Origin of the sequence: Acinetobacter sp. V89_7, assembly GCF_029967895.1 — a bacterium.
GTDB classification, from domain to species: domain Bacteria; phylum Pseudomonadota; class Gammaproteobacteria; order Pseudomonadales; family Moraxellaceae; genus Acinetobacter; species Acinetobacter soli.
In genome coordinates this window covers 411,325-431,541 of record NZ_JASCAJ010000017.1, presented here as the reverse complement: position 1 = coordinate 431,541, position 20,217 = coordinate 411,325, and the positions used below count along the sequence as shown (strand labels likewise).

At 43.2% G+C, this 20,217-nt stretch carries 20 protein-coding genes; 7 read left to right on the top strand and 13 right to left on the bottom strand.

Annotated elements, in window-relative coordinates:
- Positions 1-55: 55 nt before the first annotated feature.
- The 5 genes from QLG00_RS03220 to QLG00_RS03200 form a co-directional block, all read right to left on the bottom strand.
- Positions 56-946 carry a ParB/RepB/Spo0J family partition protein gene (locus QLG00_RS03220; protein ID WP_004938745.1) on the bottom strand — a complete coding sequence of 297 codons (891 nt, stop codon included), beginning with the start codon at positions 944-946 and terminating at the stop codon, positions 56-58.
- Positions 943-1,725: an AAA family ATPase gene (locus tag QLG00_RS03215; protein WP_025095488.1), complete on the bottom strand. Its 783-nt coding sequence runs from the start codon at positions 1,723-1,725 to the stop codon at positions 943-945. Before QLG00_RS03215 ends, QLG00_RS03220 begins: the two co-directional genes overlap by 4 nt.
- A gap of 13 nt (positions 1,726-1,738) precedes the next feature.
- Positions 1,739-2,377: a 16S rRNA (guanine(527)-N(7))-methyltransferase RsmG gene (gene rsmG, locus QLG00_RS03210; protein ID WP_004938752.1), complete on the bottom strand. Its 639-nt coding sequence runs from the start codon at positions 2,375-2,377 to the stop codon at positions 1,739-1,741.
- Positions 2,378-2,446: 69 nt separating this feature from the next.
- Positions 2,447-3,151, bottom strand: coding sequence for an N-acetylmuramate alpha-1-phosphate uridylyltransferase MurU (gene murU / locus QLG00_RS03205; protein WP_004948162.1), 705 nt, complete (start codon positions 3,149-3,151; stop codon positions 2,447-2,449).
- Positions 3,148-4,164, bottom strand: coding sequence for a phosphotransferase (locus QLG00_RS03200; RefSeq protein WP_004938755.1), 1,017 nt, complete (start codon positions 4,162-4,164; stop codon positions 3,148-3,150). Before QLG00_RS03200 ends, murU begins: the two co-directional genes overlap by 4 nt.
- A gap of 120 nt (positions 4,165-4,284) precedes the next feature.
- Here QLG00_RS03200 and lptD point away from each other — a divergent pair, with 120 nt between their 5' ends.
- Both lptD and QLG00_RS03190 read left to right on the top strand, forming a co-directional pair.
- Positions 4,285-6,729 (top strand): LPS assembly protein LptD, encoded by a 2,445-nt coding sequence (lptD, locus tag QLG00_RS03195; RefSeq protein ID WP_076032171.1) that lies wholly within the window; start codon positions 4,285-4,287, stop codon positions 6,727-6,729.
- Complete coding sequence (locus tag QLG00_RS03190; RefSeq protein WP_004938760.1) at positions 6,729-8,069, top strand: peptidylprolyl isomerase; 1,341 nt, start codon at positions 6,729-6,731, stop codon at positions 8,067-8,069. The genes lptD and QLG00_RS03190 overlap by 1 nt, the downstream gene beginning before the upstream one ends.
- 96 nt (positions 8,070-8,165) lie before the next feature.
- On the opposite strand, the gene hfq is transcribed toward QLG00_RS03190, so the two are convergent.
- The 4 genes from hfq to tsaE form a co-directional block, all read right to left on the bottom strand.
- Positions 8,166-8,684: an RNA chaperone Hfq gene (gene hfq / locus QLG00_RS03185; RefSeq protein WP_004948171.1), complete on the bottom strand. Its 519-nt coding sequence runs from the start codon at positions 8,682-8,684 to the stop codon at positions 8,166-8,168.
- Between the two features lie 91 nt (positions 8,685-8,775).
- Entirely contained in the window at positions 8,776-9,720 is a 945-nt protein-coding gene (miaA, locus tag QLG00_RS03180; protein WP_025095486.1) for a tRNA (adenosine(37)-N6)-dimethylallyltransferase MiaA, read from the bottom strand.
- 6 nt (positions 9,721-9,726) lie between these two features.
- On the bottom strand, positions 9,727-11,691 hold the full coding sequence (gene mutL, locus QLG00_RS03175) for a DNA mismatch repair endonuclease MutL (RefSeq protein WP_151808348.1): 1,965 nt from the start codon (positions 11,689-11,691) through the stop codon (positions 9,727-9,729).
- 1 nt (position 11,692) lies between these two features.
- A complete protein-coding gene (tsaE, locus tag QLG00_RS03170; RefSeq protein ID WP_218261813.1) occupies positions 11,693-12,160 on the bottom strand; it encodes a tRNA (adenosine(37)-N6)-threonylcarbamoyltransferase complex ATPase subunit type 1 TsaE in 468 nt (155 codons plus the stop codon).
- Positions 12,161-12,281: 121 nt separating this feature from the next.
- Here tsaE and QLG00_RS03165 point away from each other — a divergent pair, with 121 nt between their 5' ends.
- The 3 genes from QLG00_RS03165 to QLG00_RS03155 all read left to right on the top strand — a co-directional run bounded on the left by QLG00_RS03165 (position 12,282) and on the right by QLG00_RS03155 (position 14,176).
- Positions 12,282-13,235 (top strand): pseudouridine synthase, encoded by a 954-nt coding sequence (locus QLG00_RS03165; protein ID WP_282470489.1) that lies wholly within the window; start codon positions 12,282-12,284, stop codon positions 13,233-13,235.
- Between the two features lie 74 nt (positions 13,236-13,309).
- Positions 13,310-13,639 carry a type II toxin-antitoxin system RelB/DinJ family antitoxin gene (locus QLG00_RS03160; protein ID WP_151820802.1) on the top strand — a complete coding sequence of 110 codons (330 nt, stop codon included), beginning with the start codon at positions 13,310-13,312 and terminating at the stop codon, positions 13,637-13,639.
- A gap of 93 nt (positions 13,640-13,732) precedes the next feature.
- A complete protein-coding gene (locus tag QLG00_RS03155; RefSeq protein WP_282470488.1) occupies positions 13,733-14,176 on the top strand; it encodes a GNAT family N-acetyltransferase in 444 nt (147 codons plus the stop codon).
- Here the strand turns inward: QLG00_RS03155 and QLG00_RS03150 are convergent.
- Positions 14,169-14,873 (bottom strand): 16S rRNA pseudouridine(516) synthase, encoded by a 705-nt coding sequence (locus QLG00_RS03150; RefSeq protein WP_004938780.1) that lies wholly within the window; start codon positions 14,871-14,873, stop codon positions 14,169-14,171. The two genes, QLG00_RS03155 and QLG00_RS03150, sit on opposite strands and share 8 nt — an antisense overlap.
- Before the next feature lie 203 nt (positions 14,874-15,076).
- On the opposite strand from QLG00_RS03150, the gene QLG00_RS03145 reads away from it, so the two are divergent.
- Complete coding sequence (locus QLG00_RS03145; RefSeq protein WP_004948191.1) at positions 15,077-15,529, top strand: DUF441 domain-containing protein; 453 nt, start codon at positions 15,077-15,079, stop codon at positions 15,527-15,529.
- Positions 15,530-15,644: 115 nt separating this feature from the next.
- Here the strand turns inward: QLG00_RS03145 and QLG00_RS03140 are convergent, their stop codons facing one another.
- The gene (locus QLG00_RS03140) at positions 15,645-16,565 is read right to left on the bottom strand and encodes a LysR family transcriptional regulator (RefSeq protein WP_004938788.1); all 921 of its coding nucleotides are present in this window, start codon (positions 16,563-16,565) and stop codon (positions 15,645-15,647) included.
- Positions 16,566-16,989: 424 nt separating this feature from the next.
- Here QLG00_RS03140 and QLG00_RS03135 point away from each other — a divergent pair, with 424 nt between their 5' ends.
- Positions 16,990-18,195 (top strand): MFS transporter, encoded by a 1,206-nt coding sequence (locus QLG00_RS03135; protein ID WP_004938790.1) that lies wholly within the window; start codon positions 16,990-16,992, stop codon positions 18,193-18,195.
- A 31-nt stretch (positions 18,196-18,226) separates the two neighbouring features.
- On the opposite strand, the gene QLG00_RS03130 is transcribed toward QLG00_RS03135, so the two are convergent.
- Both QLG00_RS03130 and QLG00_RS03125 read right to left on the bottom strand, forming a co-directional pair.
- Positions 18,227-19,174: a nucleoside hydrolase gene (locus QLG00_RS03130; protein ID WP_282470487.1), complete on the bottom strand. Its 948-nt coding sequence runs from the start codon at positions 19,172-19,174 to the stop codon at positions 18,227-18,229.
- Positions 19,175-19,248: 74 nt separating this feature from the next.
- On the bottom strand, positions 19,249-20,100 hold the full coding sequence (locus tag QLG00_RS03125) for a 2OG-Fe(II) oxygenase family protein (protein ID WP_282470486.1): 852 nt from the start codon (positions 20,098-20,100) through the stop codon (positions 19,249-19,251).
- Positions 20,101-20,217 lie beyond the last annotated feature (117 nt).

Sequence of the window (20,217 nt, the reverse complement as noted above, 5' to 3'; positions counted from 1 at the left end):
CTTATTTCATACATAAAAGCTATAGCAAATCAGTCCGCGTATTTAAACCAAATAATTACGCATCTGGCAAACACAGGGTGAGAATACCATCTAGCTCATCAAGTGAATGATACTGAATCACCAACTTACCTTTACCTTGTTTGTTGTGATCAATTTTAACCTGAGCACCAAAACGCTCAGATAAACGCTGGGTTAATTGCTCAATATCTGGTGGTGTTGCCTCTTTAGGCTTTGACTGTTTCGGCTGATTCCACTCGCGAACCAACTGTTCGGTTTGACGAACCGACAGGTTTTTATCAATGATGACTTTTGCAATCGCAATTTGATCTTTTGCCTTCAAGGCCAGAATGGCACGGGCATGACCCATATCGAGTTGCCCTTCTTGCATGAAGTCTTTAATCACATCATCGAGACTGAGTAAACGCAGAAGATTGCTGACTGTTGTTCTTGCCTTGCCTACCGTTTCGGCAATTTCTTGATGACTCAGACCAAATTCGTCATGAAAGCGTTGCAATGCCAAGGCTTGATCAATTGGATTGAGATCTTGACGCTGGATATTTTCAATCAGAGCCAATGCAATGGCAACCTGATCGTTTAAATCACGAACAATTGCAGGAACCTGTTTCAATCCAGCCAACTGTGCTGCACGCCAGCGACGCTCACCCGCGATAATTTCATAACTAAACTGATCATCTTGAATCGGACGAATCACGATCGGCTGCATCACACCATGTTTTTCAATTGATGCTGCAAGCTCTTTTAAATCTTGTTCTTGAATAAATCGGCGTGGTTGATACTCACCACGCTTTAACAGATCAACATCAACTTGTTTTAGCTGACCATGATCAATTGCCTGTGCTTCAAGCTGGAGTTTTTCTTTTTGAATCGAACCAAGTAATGCATCGAGTCCGCGACCTTTTGCCAAACCTCGTTTTTTTGTGGTCATGCGCTGGTTCCTTTTTTCACTTTGCTTTTCTTCAACATTTCGGCAGCCAAGTTTAAATACGCTATCGCGCCTTTAGAACTTTTTTCAAAGTAAATAATCGGCAAGCCGTGTGCAGGCGCCTCGGCCAATCGAACATTACGCGGAATAACCGTATCGTAAAGCTTTTTACCAAAGAACTGCTCAAGCTCTGCCGATACATCACGTGTCAGTGCGTTTCGAGCATCATACATGGTACGCAAGACACCAGTGATCTGCAAATTCGGATTGAGCGCCTGCTGAATACGATCAATAGTCTGGGTTAAGTCAGCCAGACCTTCTAGCGCATAATATTCGCACTGCATCGGAATGATCACACTATCGACCGCAGCAAGCGCATTGACTGTAATGAGACTCAAACTTGGTGCACAGTCGATCACAATGTAATCAAACTTATCACGAATGGTATCTAGCGCTTTTTTTAGAATAAACTCGCGACCATCCTGCTCTGCAATTGCCAATTCGACGCCTGCCAAGTCACGGTTAGAACCTAAAACTTTGTAGCCGACCTCAGCCTTGGTAATAGCGGTTTCAATCGGAACTTCACCCAGTAAAACATCGGTTACTGAATACAACAGGTCATTTTTTTGAACACCCGACCCCATTGTGGCATTACCCTGTGAATCCATATCCACCAGCAATACCCGTTTTTTCAATACCGCTAAAGAGGCCGCCAGATTTACAGCTGTCGTGGTTTTACCTACGCCACCCTTCTGGTTTGCAATCGCAATAATCTGAGCCATGAGAACCCCAAACTTAATTTTTTAATTGTTGCAATAAAAGCAAATGACGCTGCTCGTCCAAACGTGGAACACGCAGTTCGATCACTTGACATGAAAATTCAGTTTTTAACTGTTCGGCCTCTTCGGTCGGTACCAAGCCTTTCATTGCTGCAATCACGGTTGAATCGTGCATATACGGACGTGCTGCCGCAACAAAATCTGACAGCGACGCAAAAGCACGACTGGTCACCACATCAAATTTACCCAAATCTTGGATCGAGTCTTCGTTTTCAACGCGGGTTTGTACTGCAATGACATTTTTTAATTTTAAATCTGCAATAAATTGCTTGAGAAAACGAATTTTTTTACCGTTCGAATCGAGCAATACACAATCACGCTCAGGCTGACACAAGGCAACAATCATGCCGGGCATTCCGCCGCCTGTACCAACATCTAAAAGACGCCCCGCTGGTAAATCTTTTAAAATGCTTAAACTATCAAGCAAGTGCTTGACCAGCATTTCTTTTGGATCTCGAATTGCGGTCAGGTTATATGCCTTGTTCCATAATACCAAGGCATCTTGATACTTTAATAACAATCCTAAAGCATCATCGCTTAGATTCAACCCAAGGGACTGACTGCCCTGTTTTAACTCTTGGAAAAATGGATGCATATCCGCTTCACATCTTAAAAATTTAGGGGAAGTATACCGATTTCTCGGTCTACGCCTAGTCTCTACCGCTTAGTGAATACACAGTTGACTGTAGAAACCTTGCTTAATTTGTTGATCTAACAGGCTTAATCGCTCTGGGGTACCTACATCAACCCAATCTGCCTGCATTTTCTGTGCGCTTGCGCGTCCATCAAGCATAGCTTTTTGCAATAAAGGTGCCAAAGGTCTTTTGCCGTCACTTAAACCCGCAAACAGTTGAGGCGATATTACTGCCAAACCACTATAGGTTAATGCCTCACCCGCTACTGCCTGCTCAAAGGTAAAGGCGCGCTGTTTGGCCAGTATAAAGTCACCTTTTGGATGCTGCACAGGATTATCGACCAAAACCAGATGCACCAAATTATCATGCAGTTCAATTTCAGTAAGTTCATTAAACGCCATGGTGGTCCAGACATCGCCATTAACCAGCAAAAAGGGATCTTGCCCCAAAAGCGGTAATGCTCGAATAATTCCACCTGCGGTTTCAAGCCCTTCACCTTCATGCGACCAGAGGATATTTACCCCCAGAGCAGCACCATCTCCAAGCGCCTCGACCAGTTTATCTGCAAGCCATGCCGTATTGATGACAATATCAGTAATACCGACTTTTTTGAGCTTTTCAATATGCCATACGATTAACGGTTTGCCGCCAACCTGAAGTAACGGTTTAGGCGTGTGCAGGGTCAATGGACGCATGCGATTGCCGAGTCCGGCGGCCAAAATCATCGCCTTCATGCTGCAACACTCTCAAAGGTGCCGTAAGTTTCTTCAAACTTAGGTAAAACTTGCTCCATCATATAACGTCTAAATTCGGCAAGTTCTGGGTAAGGCTGACTTTCTTCCAGCAGATACCACATGACTCGCGGAAGATCTTTCAAATATCCTGATTTACCGTCACGCACAAACAAGCGAACAAAAATCCCTAAAATTTTGATGTGTCGCTGAATGGCCATCCAGTCAGCATCACGCTTAAAGGTTTCAAAACTACGCGCTACTTTTACTTGAGCTGGCAACAACGTATAAAAAGTTTCAAACCATTGGTAAACACGGCTTGGGTCCCACTGTACGTAAGCATCACGTGTAATCGAGATCAAATCATATGTGTCAGCACCAATTACTGCATCCTGAAAGTCAATCACACCGAGTGTCTCTTCATTGCCCAGTTTCATGAGGTTACGGCTGTGAAAATCTCGATGCACAATGACTTGTGGCTGAGCCAGTGCATTTTTGGCGAGCAAATCAAAGGTCTGCTGAATCAATTGTTGCTCATCTGAATCAGGCTGAATCTCTAGCGCAGGCAGCATCCACTCGGTGAGTAAATGCATTTCTGCCATCAATTTTTCGTAGCTATATACTGGAAATTGATCTTGAGGTGGTATCGACTGCAAATGAATGAGTTGTTTAAACGACTGCAAATAGTAGGCATCAACTGTCTGGTCATTAAGTAAAGTCGAAAGCAACACATCGCCAAAATCTTCAAGCAATAAAAAACCTTGAGCTAGATCTTTGGCCACAATATGCGGAACACGAACACCATGCCGATCAAAAAACTCGTCAATTTGAACAAATGGCACACAATCTTCTTTTTCTGGTGGCGCATCCATTAACATATAGGTATTATTTTTGTATTCGACTCGCGCATAACGGCGAAAACTTGCGTCTCCGGCAAGAAATTGAATTCTAAAATCGCTTGAATTTAGAATCGAAGTAAGCCAGATATGTATCAATTGTTCACGTTGTGTATTCATTTGCAATAAAATCTAAAACGGGCTGAGATTTTGAAGTTCTAAGTGTAGCCACTTATAAACTTTTTCTCTATGATGCGACAATAATTAATTGCGTTTTAGCATACTTGGTTAATGACACAAATGAAGTATCAGTTTAAATTTAATCCGTTAGCAGCTGCTATTTTTACACTTTTGTGTGGTAGCACCATACAATCAAGCTATGCTGAAGCCAACGATACAGCTTCGACTGTGGACAATAAAAGACTCAAGGACAGCATTCAAAAAGCCTATCCAGGGCAAGAGTTTTTTGAGCAGTATTATGTCGAGAAATCATCTCCGGAAGCTCAGGTGCGTGATACCAAATCATTGAGTTCCGCTTTTTGTAGCGGCACCTGGATTACCCCGATCAGTCCGACCACACAAGCTGTTGACCCTAAAGAGGCCACATCTACAGTCACAGCAGACTATGCACATTACAATCCGAATGGCGATTCAGAACTTGAAGGCAATGTCCTGATTGATCAGCAAGGGCGATCTGTGCGTGCCGATAAAGTCACGATCGATAAAAGCCAAACCTATGCCAACGCGCAAGGGAATGTGCAGCTTGCACAAGCTGGATTGCTGGCCAAAAGCGATCAGGTTAATTACAACCTGAAAACCCAGCAAGGTGATTTAAAAAATAGCTATTACATTTCTGAGCAGCAACATGCGCATGGCCGTGCAGACCTGATTCAGCGTACCTCACCGGATGTACTGGTGCTGCACAATGCCACCTATACCACTTGCCCACCCGAGCAAAAGCCAACTTGGAAAATTCAAGCCAAAGAAATTGAACTAAATCAGGAAACCGGGCGTGGTGTAACCAAAGGCACCAAGTTATATGTAAAAGATGTCCCTGTTTTGGCAGTACCGTATTTTAATTTCCCGATTGATGACCGCCGAACCACCGGGATTCTTAACCCAAACCTAGGTTTCTCAAACGATGGTGGGCTTGAACTCACCGTACCGGTTTATTTGAATCTTGCGCCAAATTACGATGCAACGGTTACTCCGCGATATATTTCAGATCGTGGCATGATGATGCAAGGCGAATTTAGATACCTCACCGAGAATTATGGTCAAGGTAAAATCTGGGGTGGCTACTTACCAAGTGATGATCGATACAATAATCAAGATCGTAAAGATTTTAACCTTTTGCACAAATGGCAAATTAACGATTATTTAACGGCAGATGCAGAATATCACTACGCCTCTGATAAAGATTACATCACTGACTTAGATACCAATCCAGATTCTAAAACCGATTTGAATCTACGCCGTGCGGTCACTCTAAAGTATAAAAATCAAATTCCTGGCCTGACTGCGCAGTTAAAAGTTGAAGACTATCAAACTTTAGATAAAACCATTTTGGATGCAGACAAGCCTTATGCACGCTTGCCGCAGTTCTTGCTCAACTATGTGACGGGCAATCCGCTTGGTTTGCAATATGAATATAACAACGACACCGCGTATTTCAAAAAATCGATTAATGACAACTCTGCACAAGAAAGCAGCGGTACACGTTTGTATAACCAGTTTGCAGTGCGTTATAACTACCGCACCCCTTGGGCCTTTGTGATTCCAGAAGCTTCTGTTCGAAGCATCAATACTTTCTATGATAAAGACAGTATTGCCTCACAAAACCTAGATGCCAGCTCGGAAACTAAGTCGGTAGTCGTACCGCAGTTTACCCTCGATTCAGGTTTGATTTTCCAGCGTGATGGTAAGTACCTTCAAACCATTACACCACGTGCATTTTATGCATACGCGCCGTATGAAAATCAAAATGGCTATGCCAACTTTGATACTACATCTGCTTCAATCAGCTACGATCAGCTCTTTAGCCCGTATCGTTTTTATGGTCATGACCGTTTAGAAGACAACAACTTCCTTTCTCTGGGCGTTAGCTATAGCTTGTTTGATACCGAAGGCCTTGAACGAATTCGTGCAGGTGTTGGCCAAAGTTTTTATTTCTCTGATCGCCGTGTGACGCTAACAAACAGCACTGACACTGAAGATACGTCTAAAACATCAGGGCCGATTGTCAGTATCTCGAGCCAGCTGACAAATAAGTTTACAGTAAGTGCCAACTCGGCATGGATGTCTAATGGCAATAATTCTCAGCACGATTTCCAAGCCTATTTCACAGGTGACAACGGAAATCTTTATAACGTTGGTTACTTTAACCGCAAGGAAATTGTAGATCGTCAAGTGGCGTACGATGCGGCTGTTGCATCATTTGTACAACCAATCAAGAACAACTGGCGTATTATGGGCCATGTTCAATATGACTTCAGAAACAACGTCGCACGTGAATATCTGCTTGGCGTAAATTATGAATCATGTTGTTATGCGGTTTCTGTTTACGGCCGTTCTTACTACAACGATCTAGACGATCCGAAAGATCCGAACGTCAACGTTAAGCGCGCGGTGATGGCAGAAATCACATTTAAAGGATTAGGCGGCTTAAACAACAAGTTAGCTTCTTTATTGGAAAATCGCGTTTTAGGCTTTAAAGAAATTAATCAATCTTGGACACAACGTTAATGAAGACAAAGTATTTGAAACAGTTATTTAAAACAACCGCGCTGGCTCTGGTTGTTTCTTCATCAATGCAAAGTTTTGCAGCGCCAACAGACGAAGTCGTTGCAATTGTGGACAATAGCGTCATTCTTAAAAGCGATTTAGATCAAGGTGTCACTGAAGCAACACACCAGCTTGAAGCACAAAAAAAAGGGCTTCCACCACAAAACTTCTTGCAACGTCAGGTGCTTGATCAGTTGATTTTACGTGAAGCCCAACTTGAAATGGTAAAACGCTATAACATCAAGATAGATGAAAACACACTCAATGATGCTGTACTCAAAGTAGCTGGTCAGTCAGGTATTAAATCACTCCCTGCCTTTCAACAGAAACTCGATGGTATAGCACCGGGAACTTATGCAGCACTGCGTGCTCGTATCAGTCAAGATTTGGCAATCAATCGCTTACGTCAGCAGCAAGTCATGTCACGTATCAAAATTAGTGATCAAGACGTTGAAAACTTTTTGAAGTCGCCTCAAGGTCAGGCAATGCTTGGTAGTCAGGTTCATGTTATTCATGCGCGTATCTCTGCCCAACAAGGAGTAGATCCGCAGCAGCTTGCCAAAGTTGCGCAAGATGTAAAACAAGCCTTGAATGAAAGTAATGACATTGCGGCGATTGGTAAAAAATTCTCAACCAAAGACGTTAAGGTCGAAGGTGCGGACATGGGATACCGTGATCTTGCCGACCTGCCTTCCGAATTAGCTGCGCGTGTTAGTCCACTTCAGCAAGGTCAAACTACCGAGCTGATTAATGTTCGTGATGGCATTCATGTTTTGAAATTGATCGAACGAAAAAGTAGCGATCAAAAAGCCATGGTGACCCAATACCAGACGCGCCATATTTTAATTCAGCCGTCTGAAGTCATCAGTCCGGATATGGCCAAACAAACTATTGATAGCATTTATAATCGTTTAAAGTCGGGTGAAGACTTTACCACACTCGCCGCAACCTACTCCTCTGATACAGGCTCAGCACGTGATGGCGGAAGTTTGGGCTGGGTAACGCCGGGCAGTATGGTGCCACAGTTCGAAGAGAAAATGAAAAATACACCAGTCGGACAAATTAGCCAGCCATTCCAGACTCAATATGGATGGCATATTCTTGAAGTCACTGGCGTTCGTGAAAAAGACATGACTCAAGAATATCAAGAGCGTATGGCACGCCAGATCTTGGGTGAGCGACAGTTTGATAGTGAACTGGATAGCTGGTTGCGTGAAGTACGTGCCCATGCGTATGTACAAATCAAGGATCCGGAACTTGATACAAAATTGCAGCGAGCAAAAGCCATAGCAGCACAGTAATCATTTAATAGAACCAGCCAAATGCTGGTTCTTTTTTTATATTTTAGATAAAAAAAACCTCAGTCATATTGACTGAGGTTTTTTTATTGAAACAGATTAACGGTTGTTAGAATCGTCGTCCTGTCCATCTTCGAATTTTGTATCGTTGTCAAAGCCAGAAGCGCCTTGACCGCCGAAGCCACCTTGACCACCGAAGCCGCCGCCTTGACCACCAAAGCCACCTTGACCACCGAAGCCGCCTTGACCGCCGAAGCCGCCGCCTTGACCACCGAAGCCGCCTTGACCACCGAAGCCACCTTGACCACCGAAGCCACCGCCTTGACCGCCGAAGCCGCTACCTTGACCGCCGAAGCCACCACCCTGACCACCAAAACCACCTTGTGGTGCACCAGCTGGAGCGCCTGCTGGACGTGGGTTACGTGCAGGAACTACAGTTGAAATTGCATGCTTGTAAACCATTTGGCTTACCGTATTTTTTAGCAACACTACGTATTGGTCGAAAGATTCAATGTGACCTTGTAATTTAATACCATTCACAAGAAAGATTGACACAGGAATACGTTCTTTACGGAGAGAATTTAAGAACGGATCTTGTAATGTTTGACCTTTAGACATTTTATAACTCCAAAAAAATTAAAATCAGCGCAAAAAACCATCTTTATTTTTCAATTAAAATTTATAAAAAAGATAGTATGTAAATTTTGCTTTATCCATAAGAGTTTCGCAAGTCTTGTTGAGCCTGCTTTATAGTTAAATAAGTTTTAAAATAGTGCTTTTCTTGCAACGAACGTAACCAAGTGTATTGACGTTTCGCAAGTTGTCGTGTCGCGAATAATGCCTTATCTTCCATTTCCCTCCTATTTATGTGACTTTTATCACTTTTTAACAGAAAATCGAGTGCTTGACGATACCCGACAGACCGCATTGAAGGTAAATTTTCATTCAAATCGTATTTTTTAATTAAAGCTTCCACCTCATTTAAAAAACCGATATCCCACATTTTGAGCAATCTTTGCTCAATTCGCCGATGTAATTCTACCCGATCTGGCAGCAAAGCATAGTTATGAAATGTGTAACGATATGGTAAATTTTTCGGTTGCTCCATTTGTAATTGCGTAATCGGTATACCAGTCAATCGATAGACTTCTAGTGCGCGAATAATACGCTGGCGATCAGATACATTAAACTTTTCACCTGCGGTCGGATCCACTTTGCTCAATTGTTCATGCACAGCTTCCCACCCTTCAAGCGCAGCCTGCTGTTCAATTTCTGCCCGAATATCAGCATTTGCACTTGGAAGATTGCTTGACAGTCCTTCAAGTAAGGCCTTGAAGTACAGCATGGTTCCACCAACTAAAATAGGCGTTTTGCCTTGCTGGTGGCACTGGTCGATCAAGCGCGTGGCATCATCGACAAATTGCGCAGCAGAATACACTTCTAGCGGCGTAATAATATCAATTAAATGATGCGGATATTGTGCCTGCTCTTCTTTGGTGGGCTTTGCTGTACCGATATCCATATCTTGATAAATCAATGCAGAATCTACAGAAATCAGTTCAAATTGACCCTGTTCATACAGTTCACATGCCAAGGCTGTTTTACCGCTTGCGGTCGGCCCCATCAAATTGATTACGGGCAAAGAAGTTGACATGAAAAACTATTCTCCTCGAGCAAAAAGCTTGTCAAGTTGATGAAGTGGAAAGGCGCGCCATGTTGGACGGCCATGATTACACTGACTGGCGAATTCTGTCTGCTCCATTTGACGTAACAAAGCATTCATTTCAGACAGACTCAGCATGCGATGTGCACGAACTGCACCGTGACATGCCATGCCAGCCAAAATGGCATCACGCTTATGCATAAGCGCCTGTGCCTGATCATTTGGATCCAGATCATGCAAAAGCTCAGGAATCAGTTTCTCAAAATTAGCTTTATGCAAAATGGCCGGAACTCCACGCACAATCGCTTGATCATCACCATACTGATCAATATCCAGACCCAATCGCGCCAGCTGATCTTTCAGATCTTCAATCCGTGCCGCTTGCATACGTGTAATTGAAACCACTTTAGGAATGAGCAATTGCTGTGAAATCCAAAACTCGGGCTTATCCCACGCAGATTTCATCTGTTGTAATAAAATACGCTCATGTGCAGCATGCATATCAACAATAATCAAGCCTTCGGTATTTTGCGCCAGAATATAAATACCGTGCAATTGTGCTATGGCAATTCCCAGCGGAAACTCATCTACTTCGGACTCTGCTTGACGTTCTGCCGTATTTTCTACCGCCTCTGTTTGCTCACGCAATGGAGCTAGATAACTTTTAAGGGCATTGTTGAGCCGCTCTGGATCACTCACAGGTTGTGGGCGTCGCGAATAATCGACAGAATTGGGCCGACTGGCATTAAATTCGGTTAACAGCTCTGTTGATACGGCTGTAGTTGCCGCCTGTGTGTGATCGGCCTCATGCAGTGCTTGAGTTGATGCTGTTTCAGCGCGGTGCAAACTAAATTGTTCTTGATAGCTCGGCTGCGGCATGCGCTCAATAGGCAATTGTTCAGGTTTCATGGCCTGAGACAACTCGGCCGCTGCGGTCTGAAATTGTGAGAGTGTTTCTTTGGCATAATGCCGTACAAACTCATGCACTTCACGCTGGTTTAAAAAGCGAATCTCATGCTTGGTGGGATGTACATTGACATCAATTTGTTCTGGATCGACCTCTAAAAACAGTAAATAAGCCGAATACTGATGACCATGCAAAATCCCATCGTAAGCCATGCGCAGTGCATGTGAAATGGTTTTATCTTTGACTATACGGCCATTCACATAGACATATTGCAAATCGGCCTGTGGGCGCGCGTCGGAGGGATGACCCAACCAGCCCGACAATCGCATGGAAATACTTTGCGTATCGAGCCAATAGGCATTTTGAGTAAACTGATGCCCAAGCAGTTGCTGAACACGCTGAAAACGCAGTTGTCCGCTGTCTGCTACAGGTAAATTCAAACGAACCTGATTGTTGTGCTCTAACATAAACCGAATATCAAAATGTGTCAGTGCCAGACGTCTAACAATTTCTTCGATATGTCCAAATTCGGTACTGGGTTTTTTTAAAAATTTACGCCGCGCAGGAACATTAAAAAATAAGTCCTGTACACGAATGTGTGTGCCCTTTCTGAGCGCAACAGGTTGAATCGCTTGATGATCAAAGGCTGTACCATTGACTTCAACCTGATACCCGACGCCATCGTCAGATTGACTACTCATTAGCGTTAAGCGAGATACGGCGGCAATCGATGCCAAGGCTTCGCCTCGAAATCCCAAACTTACGATGGCATGCAAATCGTCGGAAGTCTTGATCTTACTTGTGGCATGACGCATTACCGCCAGCGGTAAATCGTCACTATGAATCCCCTGACCGTTGTCGATGATTTCAATGAGCGTAGCGCCACCTTGCTCGACGCGAATGATCAGTTCGGTTGCGCCTGCATCAATTGCATTTTCAAGTAATTCCTTCACAACCGATGCAGGCCGCTCAATCACCTCACCAGCCGCAATCTGGTTGGCCAGCGCAGGATCGAGAGTATGAATACGTCGCAGATCGCGGGATTCTTGCAGCATGTTAAATGAGGTCCTTTAATTGTGCGTATTGCTGAGCATCATTCAATTCAATCGTCACATATCGTTCAAGATCATCTTCAGATTTTTCAATTTGAATGATGATATCCGGCTCTGGAATCTCGTTTTCTCCCTTCGATGGCCATTCAAACAAAAACAAAGCATGCGGAACATCCAGATAATCCCGAATTCCCATTAACTCAAGCTCATAGGGATCGTTAAGGCGATACAAGTCGAAATGAAATATCTCTTTTTGCTGGATACGATACGGCTCGACCAAGGTATAGGTTGGACTTTTTACTGCCCCCTGATGACCCAGTGCTTGCAGAAAATGACGAGTAAACGTGGTTTTGCCTGCGCCTAAATCGCCAATTAAATACACCACACCTTCTTGGATCACACTAGAGAGTGTTGTTGCCAGTTTTTGTGTGTCGAGTTCATCCGCTAGGGTTAAACGAAGGGAATACTGCATTACGCTCATACATGATTCAATCGGACTGTGTATAATACCATCCTGAATGTTTAAAAGCCTATGATCAAGTAAAAAGCTGCTTGCTTTTCAAACAGCCTGACTCTCTAGCGATATCTCCAAAATGGCCAACATGACCGCACACGAATTTATCCCTCCTACTCGTCAAGGCGTAAGTGCCAGCAAAGTATTTTTACCCAGCATGCATGGCAAACCACCTGAAACAACTTTTGCTTACCTGTGTGCGCATTTTCCTCATATATTAGCCTCAGAATGGCAACAGCGCTTAGATGATGGACTAATTATCGATGCTCAAGGCCAAACGCTGAGTATAGCTAGCCCCTATTTATCCAACCAGCATATTTTTTATTATCGTTTTTTATCGCATGAAGTTGCAGTGCCATTTCAGCATGAGATTTTATTTGAAAATGAACATCTACTGGTGGTCGATAAACCACATTTTTTAACCATGACACCCACCGGCAAGTATGTACAAGAAACACTGCTGGTTCGCTTAAAACAAAGTGGCCAAACTCCCGATCTAACTCCAATCCATCGTCTTGATCGTGAAACGGCGGGTGTGGTGATGTTTTGTAAAAAACCTGAATCCCGCGGTGTGTATCAATCTTTATTTGCAGCGCGCGATGTGCAAAAAACCTATCATGCCATCGCCCCTTATCATCACACGTTTCAGTTTCCTCGCACAGTTCGACTCAACATGAGCAAAGGTGAGCCGTTTTACACCATGAAAGTCAATCCAGACGCCGAGCCGAATAGTGAAACCTGGATTGAATGTCTAGAGTATTCAAATCATTGGGCAAAATATCGTTTAAGCCCCAAAACCGGAAAACAGCATCAACTTCGTGTGCATTTGGCTCATTTAGGGCTTGCTATCCAGAACGATCCGCTTTATCCATTTTTGGCACACAAAGCCGACGATGACTTTTCCAACCCCTTACAACTTTTGGCAAAAGAATTACAGTTTGTCGACCCCATTACACAAACTGAAATGTACTTTTGCTCAAGACAGTCACTTTCTTTGTCATTTGATCGTAATGACAACCACGCTATTTTTTAGTTTTAAGATTGAAATTACAAATTCTTGCTTTAGAATAAGCCATTAAAAATTAAAAAATCGTTTGGTTTTTATTCATGCGAAAAACAGAAGTTTATCAGGTTCGACTTGATTCACACGAAAAGAAGCAGGCCTTTGCTGTTTTCAAACAATTGGGGATTACACCGGCACAAGCCGTGCGTCTTTTTTTCAAGCAGGTGGTTTTAACCAAATCCATCCCCTTTGCAATTGAAAATCAAAACATCGATATGGAGCAGCTCCTCAAATTGCGTAAAATCAAGTCGCAATCTGCCACTGTTACGCCACGTGAAAATGATCAAGCCGATAGCGATCTACTCATGGATGATCATGAAGCACTTTTTGATGAGCTGAACGCCTTACTCGGTGAGAGTGATCAAGCGCCATAATGTTGCAGTTTTAAACAAGTTTTAACGTTCTTCTTATTTGATTTTGGTTATGCTTCTTCTCTATGACACATAATAATAAAGCTGGAGAATCGCATGATCGTTCGACGAGCCACTGTAGAAGATTTAAATCAACTCGCGGTATTGTTTGATGAATACCGTCAGTTTTATGGCGCATCATCCAACTTAACGCAATCCTATGATTTTTTAAAACAACGCTTTGAAAACAAACAGAGTGTCATTTTTATTCATATCAAAAATGATGTTTTTACTGGTTTTATTCTGCTTTATTTGGGCTTTTCATCTGTCGCCTGCTCGACCTATTATATTTTAGATGATGTGTACGTTACGCCACTTTATCGCCGTCAAGGCTCTGCAAAGCAACTCATCGATACTGCCATTTTGTTTGCACGCCATGAAAATGCGCTCAGAATCTCGTTGGAAACCCAAAAAAACAATATCGAATCAATGCGTTTATATCAAAAAATGGGTTTTGTGCTGGATCAGGAATTTCAAACCTATCACTGTTTTCTTAGGTAGACTGCCTGGCTAAATGAATCTGTGCATCAGACAAATAGATCCAATCCCCTTGTGCTAATTCAGGTAAAACCAACTGCCCGATTTGCTGACGGTGCAGCGATTCAACTTTATTTCCAACCGCAGCGATCATGCGTTTGACCTGATGATATACCCCTTGATGAATCGTCAAGCTTAAATGATATTCATCAAGCTGTTGAACCGCGGTCGCAGCGAAAAGCCCTGTTTCATTACGTAGTTCCACCCCTTGCTCAAGCTGACTCAGCTGAACTTCAGTAATCGGATCTGCCGTGTGTACATGATATACCTTAGGGACATGTTTTTTAGGATGGGTTAAGGCATGCAGAAATTGCCCGTCATCGGTCAACAGCAGTAGTCCAGTGGTATCTTGATCGAGTCGTCCAACTGCTGCTATTCCACGATCGATCAGAATATCTGGCAGCAAACTGAATACACTCTGATGATGCTGAGGTTGATGCGAACATTCAAAACCTTGTGGTTTATTAAGCGCAATATACACCTTTTCACGATAGATATACGATTCACCAAATACACGGAACTGCAAGTGCTCGGTCTGAACGCGCAACTTTAAATCGGTAACGGTATCCTCTCCTATAGACACATGCCCATTTTTAATTAGCTGCTGGCAATGTTTACGTGAACCGAAGCCTTGTGATTGCAACATTTTTTCTAGAAGCATTGCCGAAATTTACCTGATATATTTTCGGCATAGTCTAACGGATTAGCTAAAAAAGTGAATGCCTTGAATGAGGTTATCACTCAAAATGCAGACGTTAAGGTCTGTTTTAAGTACACCAGCTTTTTTAAATCAAGCGTTTATTTTTATCTTATGATCAAACCGCGCTACACTATAGCTCCCGCTTACATAAAAAGATGTTAATGATGTTGTCTCAGCTTGATGTCAATTTAATTGTATTACTGGTATTGCTAGCCTGTGGAATTTTTAGCCAAAATACAGCTGTGACCATTGCTGTAGGCGTTTTAATTTTATTTAAACTCACCCCGCTTAATACTTTCTTCCCCTATTTACAGCAACATGGATTAAACATTGGCATTATTATTTTGACCATTGGTGTACTGACTCCAATTGCAAGCGGTCAGCTCAGTGGCGAAAGTATTTTAAAGTCCTTTTTTAGCTATAAATCTTTGCTCGCCATCGGCGTCGGCTTACTGGTGGCATGGCTAGGCGGTCGAGGCGTCAAGCTCATGAGTAGCCAGCCCGATATTATTGCAGGGTTATTAATTGGTACCATTGCAGGTGTAGCGCTGCTAAGAGGCGTTCCGGTGGGGCCACTGATAGCGGCAGGATTACTCTCATTAGTGTTGTGGAATTAATAAGGCTTGACAGTAAAACTTGCTGCAAATACATCTATATATGACATATTGAATCATCATGGCCTCATACAAAAATCCATGATGATTCAATAAATTCTATCTAGCACTTGAGTATTTAGGCAGCATAATAATTGGTGCGTTTTTGCGAAAATTTAGCTAACTGCTTTAAAAACCCTTCAAAATAACTTTTTTCTTTTTCCTCAGTTCTAAAGCCTGCATACAAGGTACGGCGCAACCCTTGCTCCGCCACACACTCCAGACGTCGACTCGTCACCCAGCCCTTTTGCTCGTACTCATTCACCACCCAGTCTGGTAGTGCCGAAATACCCCGACCACTTGCAACCAACTGAATCAGCATTTGAGTCAGATCGGTGGTACGGATTTCTTTAGGTTGAATATTTGCAGGCAGAAACAGATGCGCCATGATGTCAAGTCGATGCTTATCGACCGGATAGGTAATCAGTGTTTCCTCTGCTAAATCCTGCACAGTGACTTTTTCAGCACGCACCAGATGGTGTGTATTTGACAAGACCAAACGTGACTCATATTCAAAAATAGGAAAATACTCAACTCCTTTGAGAGCAATCGGATCTGCGGTAATGAGCAAATCAAATTCGGCATTTTGCAATAGCTCATGTGGGTTGGCTTCAAAGCCCGAGGCAAAATCCAGATCAACATCAGGATACTGCTGGCGATACTGATTCAGTAATGGCATCAACCAATCAAAACAACTATGACACTCAGAAGAAAAAATAATCCGACCGGTTTGTCCATGCACAATACGGGTGATATCACTTTGTGCAATCTGAATTTGCGGCAGAATATCATCTGCAAGTTTCAGCAAACGCTGCCCAACATTTGAAAAAGTGACTGGACGACTGCGCCGATTAACCACCTCGACCCCATACCAATGATCGAGTTCTTTTAATTGATGAGAAATAGCAGATGGTGTCAAACATAAATCATTTGCAGCAGCAACCAATGACCCATGCTCACGTAGTGCTAACAAAGTTTTAAGATGTCGAATTTCGAGCATGAAAATAACCTATATATGACCAACCGTAAGGGAAAACATCTTGTGAACGTTAGCTCCCGACTCAGCATCTCATCGAAATGAAACCGTTTGGATGACAAACAGCCCATGATGATTCTTTAATTCTAAACAGCTAATTTTAAATGTATTTTGATTTACACATCCAGCATTATTTAATGCAACAAAATCGAACAACGCGAAGGCAATAAAAAAAACCGAATTATGAATAATACTCATCTTATCATGGATGGCTTGAACCGACCTCAATTCAGCAAGCGTATTTGCACGCACAATAAAGTCAATCAAACACATCATGCTTAAATTTAAGTTGATATTCGCACTAGCCTCTTGCCCGAGTTCGCTTCGCTTTTATGTTCTTTTTCCATTATAATTTTCACTGTTTTTTCTCCCATTTTGTCTTTTTATTATGTCTTTAAAACCGAACACTTCTGTTCGATCAGCCCGACAATTTTCATTATTCTGGGTCATTCTCGCTTTAGCCAGTGGGGGTTTTTGTATTGGAACCACTGAATTTGTCGCGATGGGTCTGATACAGGAAATAGCGTCTGATCTACAGATTACTGTGCCACAAGCGGGTCATTTTATTAGTGCTTACGCACTTGGTGTGGTAATTGGTGCGCCAGTCATTGCAATTTTGGGTGCACGTGTACCACGTAAAACTTTACTGCTTGGCCTGATGCTATTTTACGGCATTGCAAATGCACTGACTGCACTGGCAAAAACACCGGATATGATTTTAGTCTCGCGATTTATCGCAGGCTTTCCGCACGGCGCATACTTTGGTGTGGGCGCTTTAGTGGCGGCAGAGCTGGCAGGGCCAAATCGTCGTGCATCTGCAGTGGCGCAAATGATGATGGGCTTAACCGTTGCAACCGTACTTGGCGTACCGCTGGCAACTTGGGTAGGCCAGCAGTTTGGCTGGCGCTCAGGATTTGAATTTTCAGCCCTCATTGCCCTTGTTACCTTAGTGTCTGTTGCAGTTTTTGTACCTCAAATACAAGTCCGTAGCACGGCCAGTATACGAAGTGAGCTATCCGGTTTAAAAAATATCAACATGTGGCTGACCCTTGCAGTTGGTGCAATTGGCTTTGGCGGCATGTTTTCGGTATATAGCTATGTATCGCCAATTTTGACTGAATATACTAAAGTTAGTATTCAGATTGTGCCGATTGCCTTGGCAATCTGGGGCATTGGTATGGTGATTGGCGGCTTGGTGGCAGGTTGGCTGGCCGATAAAAATCTCAATAGAACCATTATTGGCGTTCTCATCAGTGCGTCACTGGCTTTTATTGCTGCCAGCTTCATGATGCACAACGTGTACACCGCCATTGCTGGCTTGTTTATGATTGGTATTACGGTGATGGGTTTGGGTGGTGGATTACAAATGCGCCTGATGGATGTAGCCGGAGATGCACAAGGCTTGGCAGCATCGCTGAATCACTCTGCCTTCAATATAGCCAATGCACTAGGTGCCTATTTGGGTGGTTGGGTATTGAGCCATAATATGGGCTGGATTGCACCTATCTGGGTGGGATTTGTACTCAGCCTAGGTGGGCTGATTATTTTATTGATTGCCTTTGCAGTCGAGAAAAAAACCCGAGCAGTACACTGATCGGGTTTAATCATAACTGATACAACTTCAATTACGCGTAAGTCGCCAGTCGCTCTGACAGTAATTGAAAGAAGGCATCTCGGTCAATGCTACGTAAAAACTCGGCATTGGCCTTACGCCCAGTCACATTCCACCAATCGGCAACCGTTGCACCCACAGTCAGCGGGCTATCTGTTTCAATTTCAACGTTAATCCAACGGCCTGTAAATAACGCTGGATTAATCATGTAGCCAATCACACATGGATCATGTAATGGCGCACCTTCCGAGCCATATTTTTCCATATCGTAACGCTCAAAGAAGTCAGTCCATGCTGCAACAGCCGGTCCAACCTTATTGTTCATTTTACGCAGACCATCCACCCACTCTTTTGAGGTTAATGCCTGATGAGTCACATCTAATGGAATGACGGTAAGTGGAATGCCCGCTGCAAACACAACTTTTGCTGCATCAGGATCGACAAACATATTAAATTCAGCTGATGGTGTAATATTTCCGCCTTCAAAGAAACCACCACCCATGAGTACAATGAGCTCAATACGCGTGGCGATATCAGGGGCTTTGAGCAGTGCCTGAGCCGTGTTGGTCATTGGGCCTAACGAGCAAATCGTAATCGATTTTTCTGGTGCACGGCGAAAGGTTTCAATTAGAAAGTCGACTGAATGCTCAGGACGAAGCGGCATTTTCGGTTCAGGTAATTCAATTCCATCTAAACCCGTTTTGCCATGCACATTTTCTGCAGTAATTAATGGACGTTTGAGCGGACGATCACATCCTGCAAATACAGGAATGTCTGGACGACCAGCCAATTCACACACTTTTCTGGCATTTACGCTGGTCAAACTTAAAGGTACATTTCCAGCAACTGTCGTAATTGCCAAAACATCAAGTTCCGGGCTGGCCAGCGCCAGTAAGATCGCAACTGCATCGTCTTGCCCTGGATCTGTATCAATAATAATTTGACGAGGTGTATTAGTCATTCCACTACCTTTTTTTTAAAAACAGCCTGAACTCGTGCTCAAGCCAAAACGCAATATATAAATCGATCTAAACGTTATAGCAAAATTTTGCCCTCTTGGATTACTTTGAGTTCGCGCATTCGCTCTGCATGATATTCACCGGCGGTATAGCGTGACGAGAGCACCACATCACCGCGTGGTTGTAAAAAGAATGGCATCGAAATTCGTTCTTGCTGTGCATCTTGATCTTTGAATTTCACCACACGATGGGTGGTCGACGGGTAAAAGAACTGGGACGCTTCTTGAAGCATATCGCCAATATTAATAACCAGTGAATTCGGCTCGACAGGCACATCGTACCACTCACCTGCTGCATTTTTTACCTGAAGCCCCGGTGCTGTCGCAGCGGGCAAAATGGTAATGAGATTAATATCTTCATGCGCAGCAGCACGAACATAATCTTGATCTGTCGCTACAGGTGTATAACGTAATACACGCAATAAACCCTCCGCACCCTCAATCATACTGGGCAACGGCTCACTATAGGCAGCGCGAATATGCTCGGGTGTAAACTCTTGAATCCATTGTAAAAGATGTTTAGCCAAGCCGAATGCTTGTTGATAATAATTTAAACTCAGCGCTGATAATTCGGAAGGAAATACACCAGAAGGGAAAATATGAAAAAATTCTTTTAAATCTTTGACCGTTTCACCTTTGGCTGTTTCGGATAAGTCGGTTGGAAAAAATCCGCCTTTTTGTTCGGGACGAACACGGTAATTGTTTTTATACTCAGATTTAAAAAATGTCAGCCACTCGGTGTAGATCGACTGGATTAATGACCAGTCCAGCGGATGATTGATAATCACGGCAAAACCAGTTTCACGTAACGACTGTGCAAATGCAGCCCCTGCTTCGGGATGCGTATAATCAATGGTTGCAATGTGCATAAGAACTCCATGTTATTGTGTTTATGGAAGCAAAAAATAAGCCGTATTTATAGAATGAAATACGGCTATTTTTGTCAGTATTTGGTCAAAACTGAATGCATTAAAACTATCTGCGAC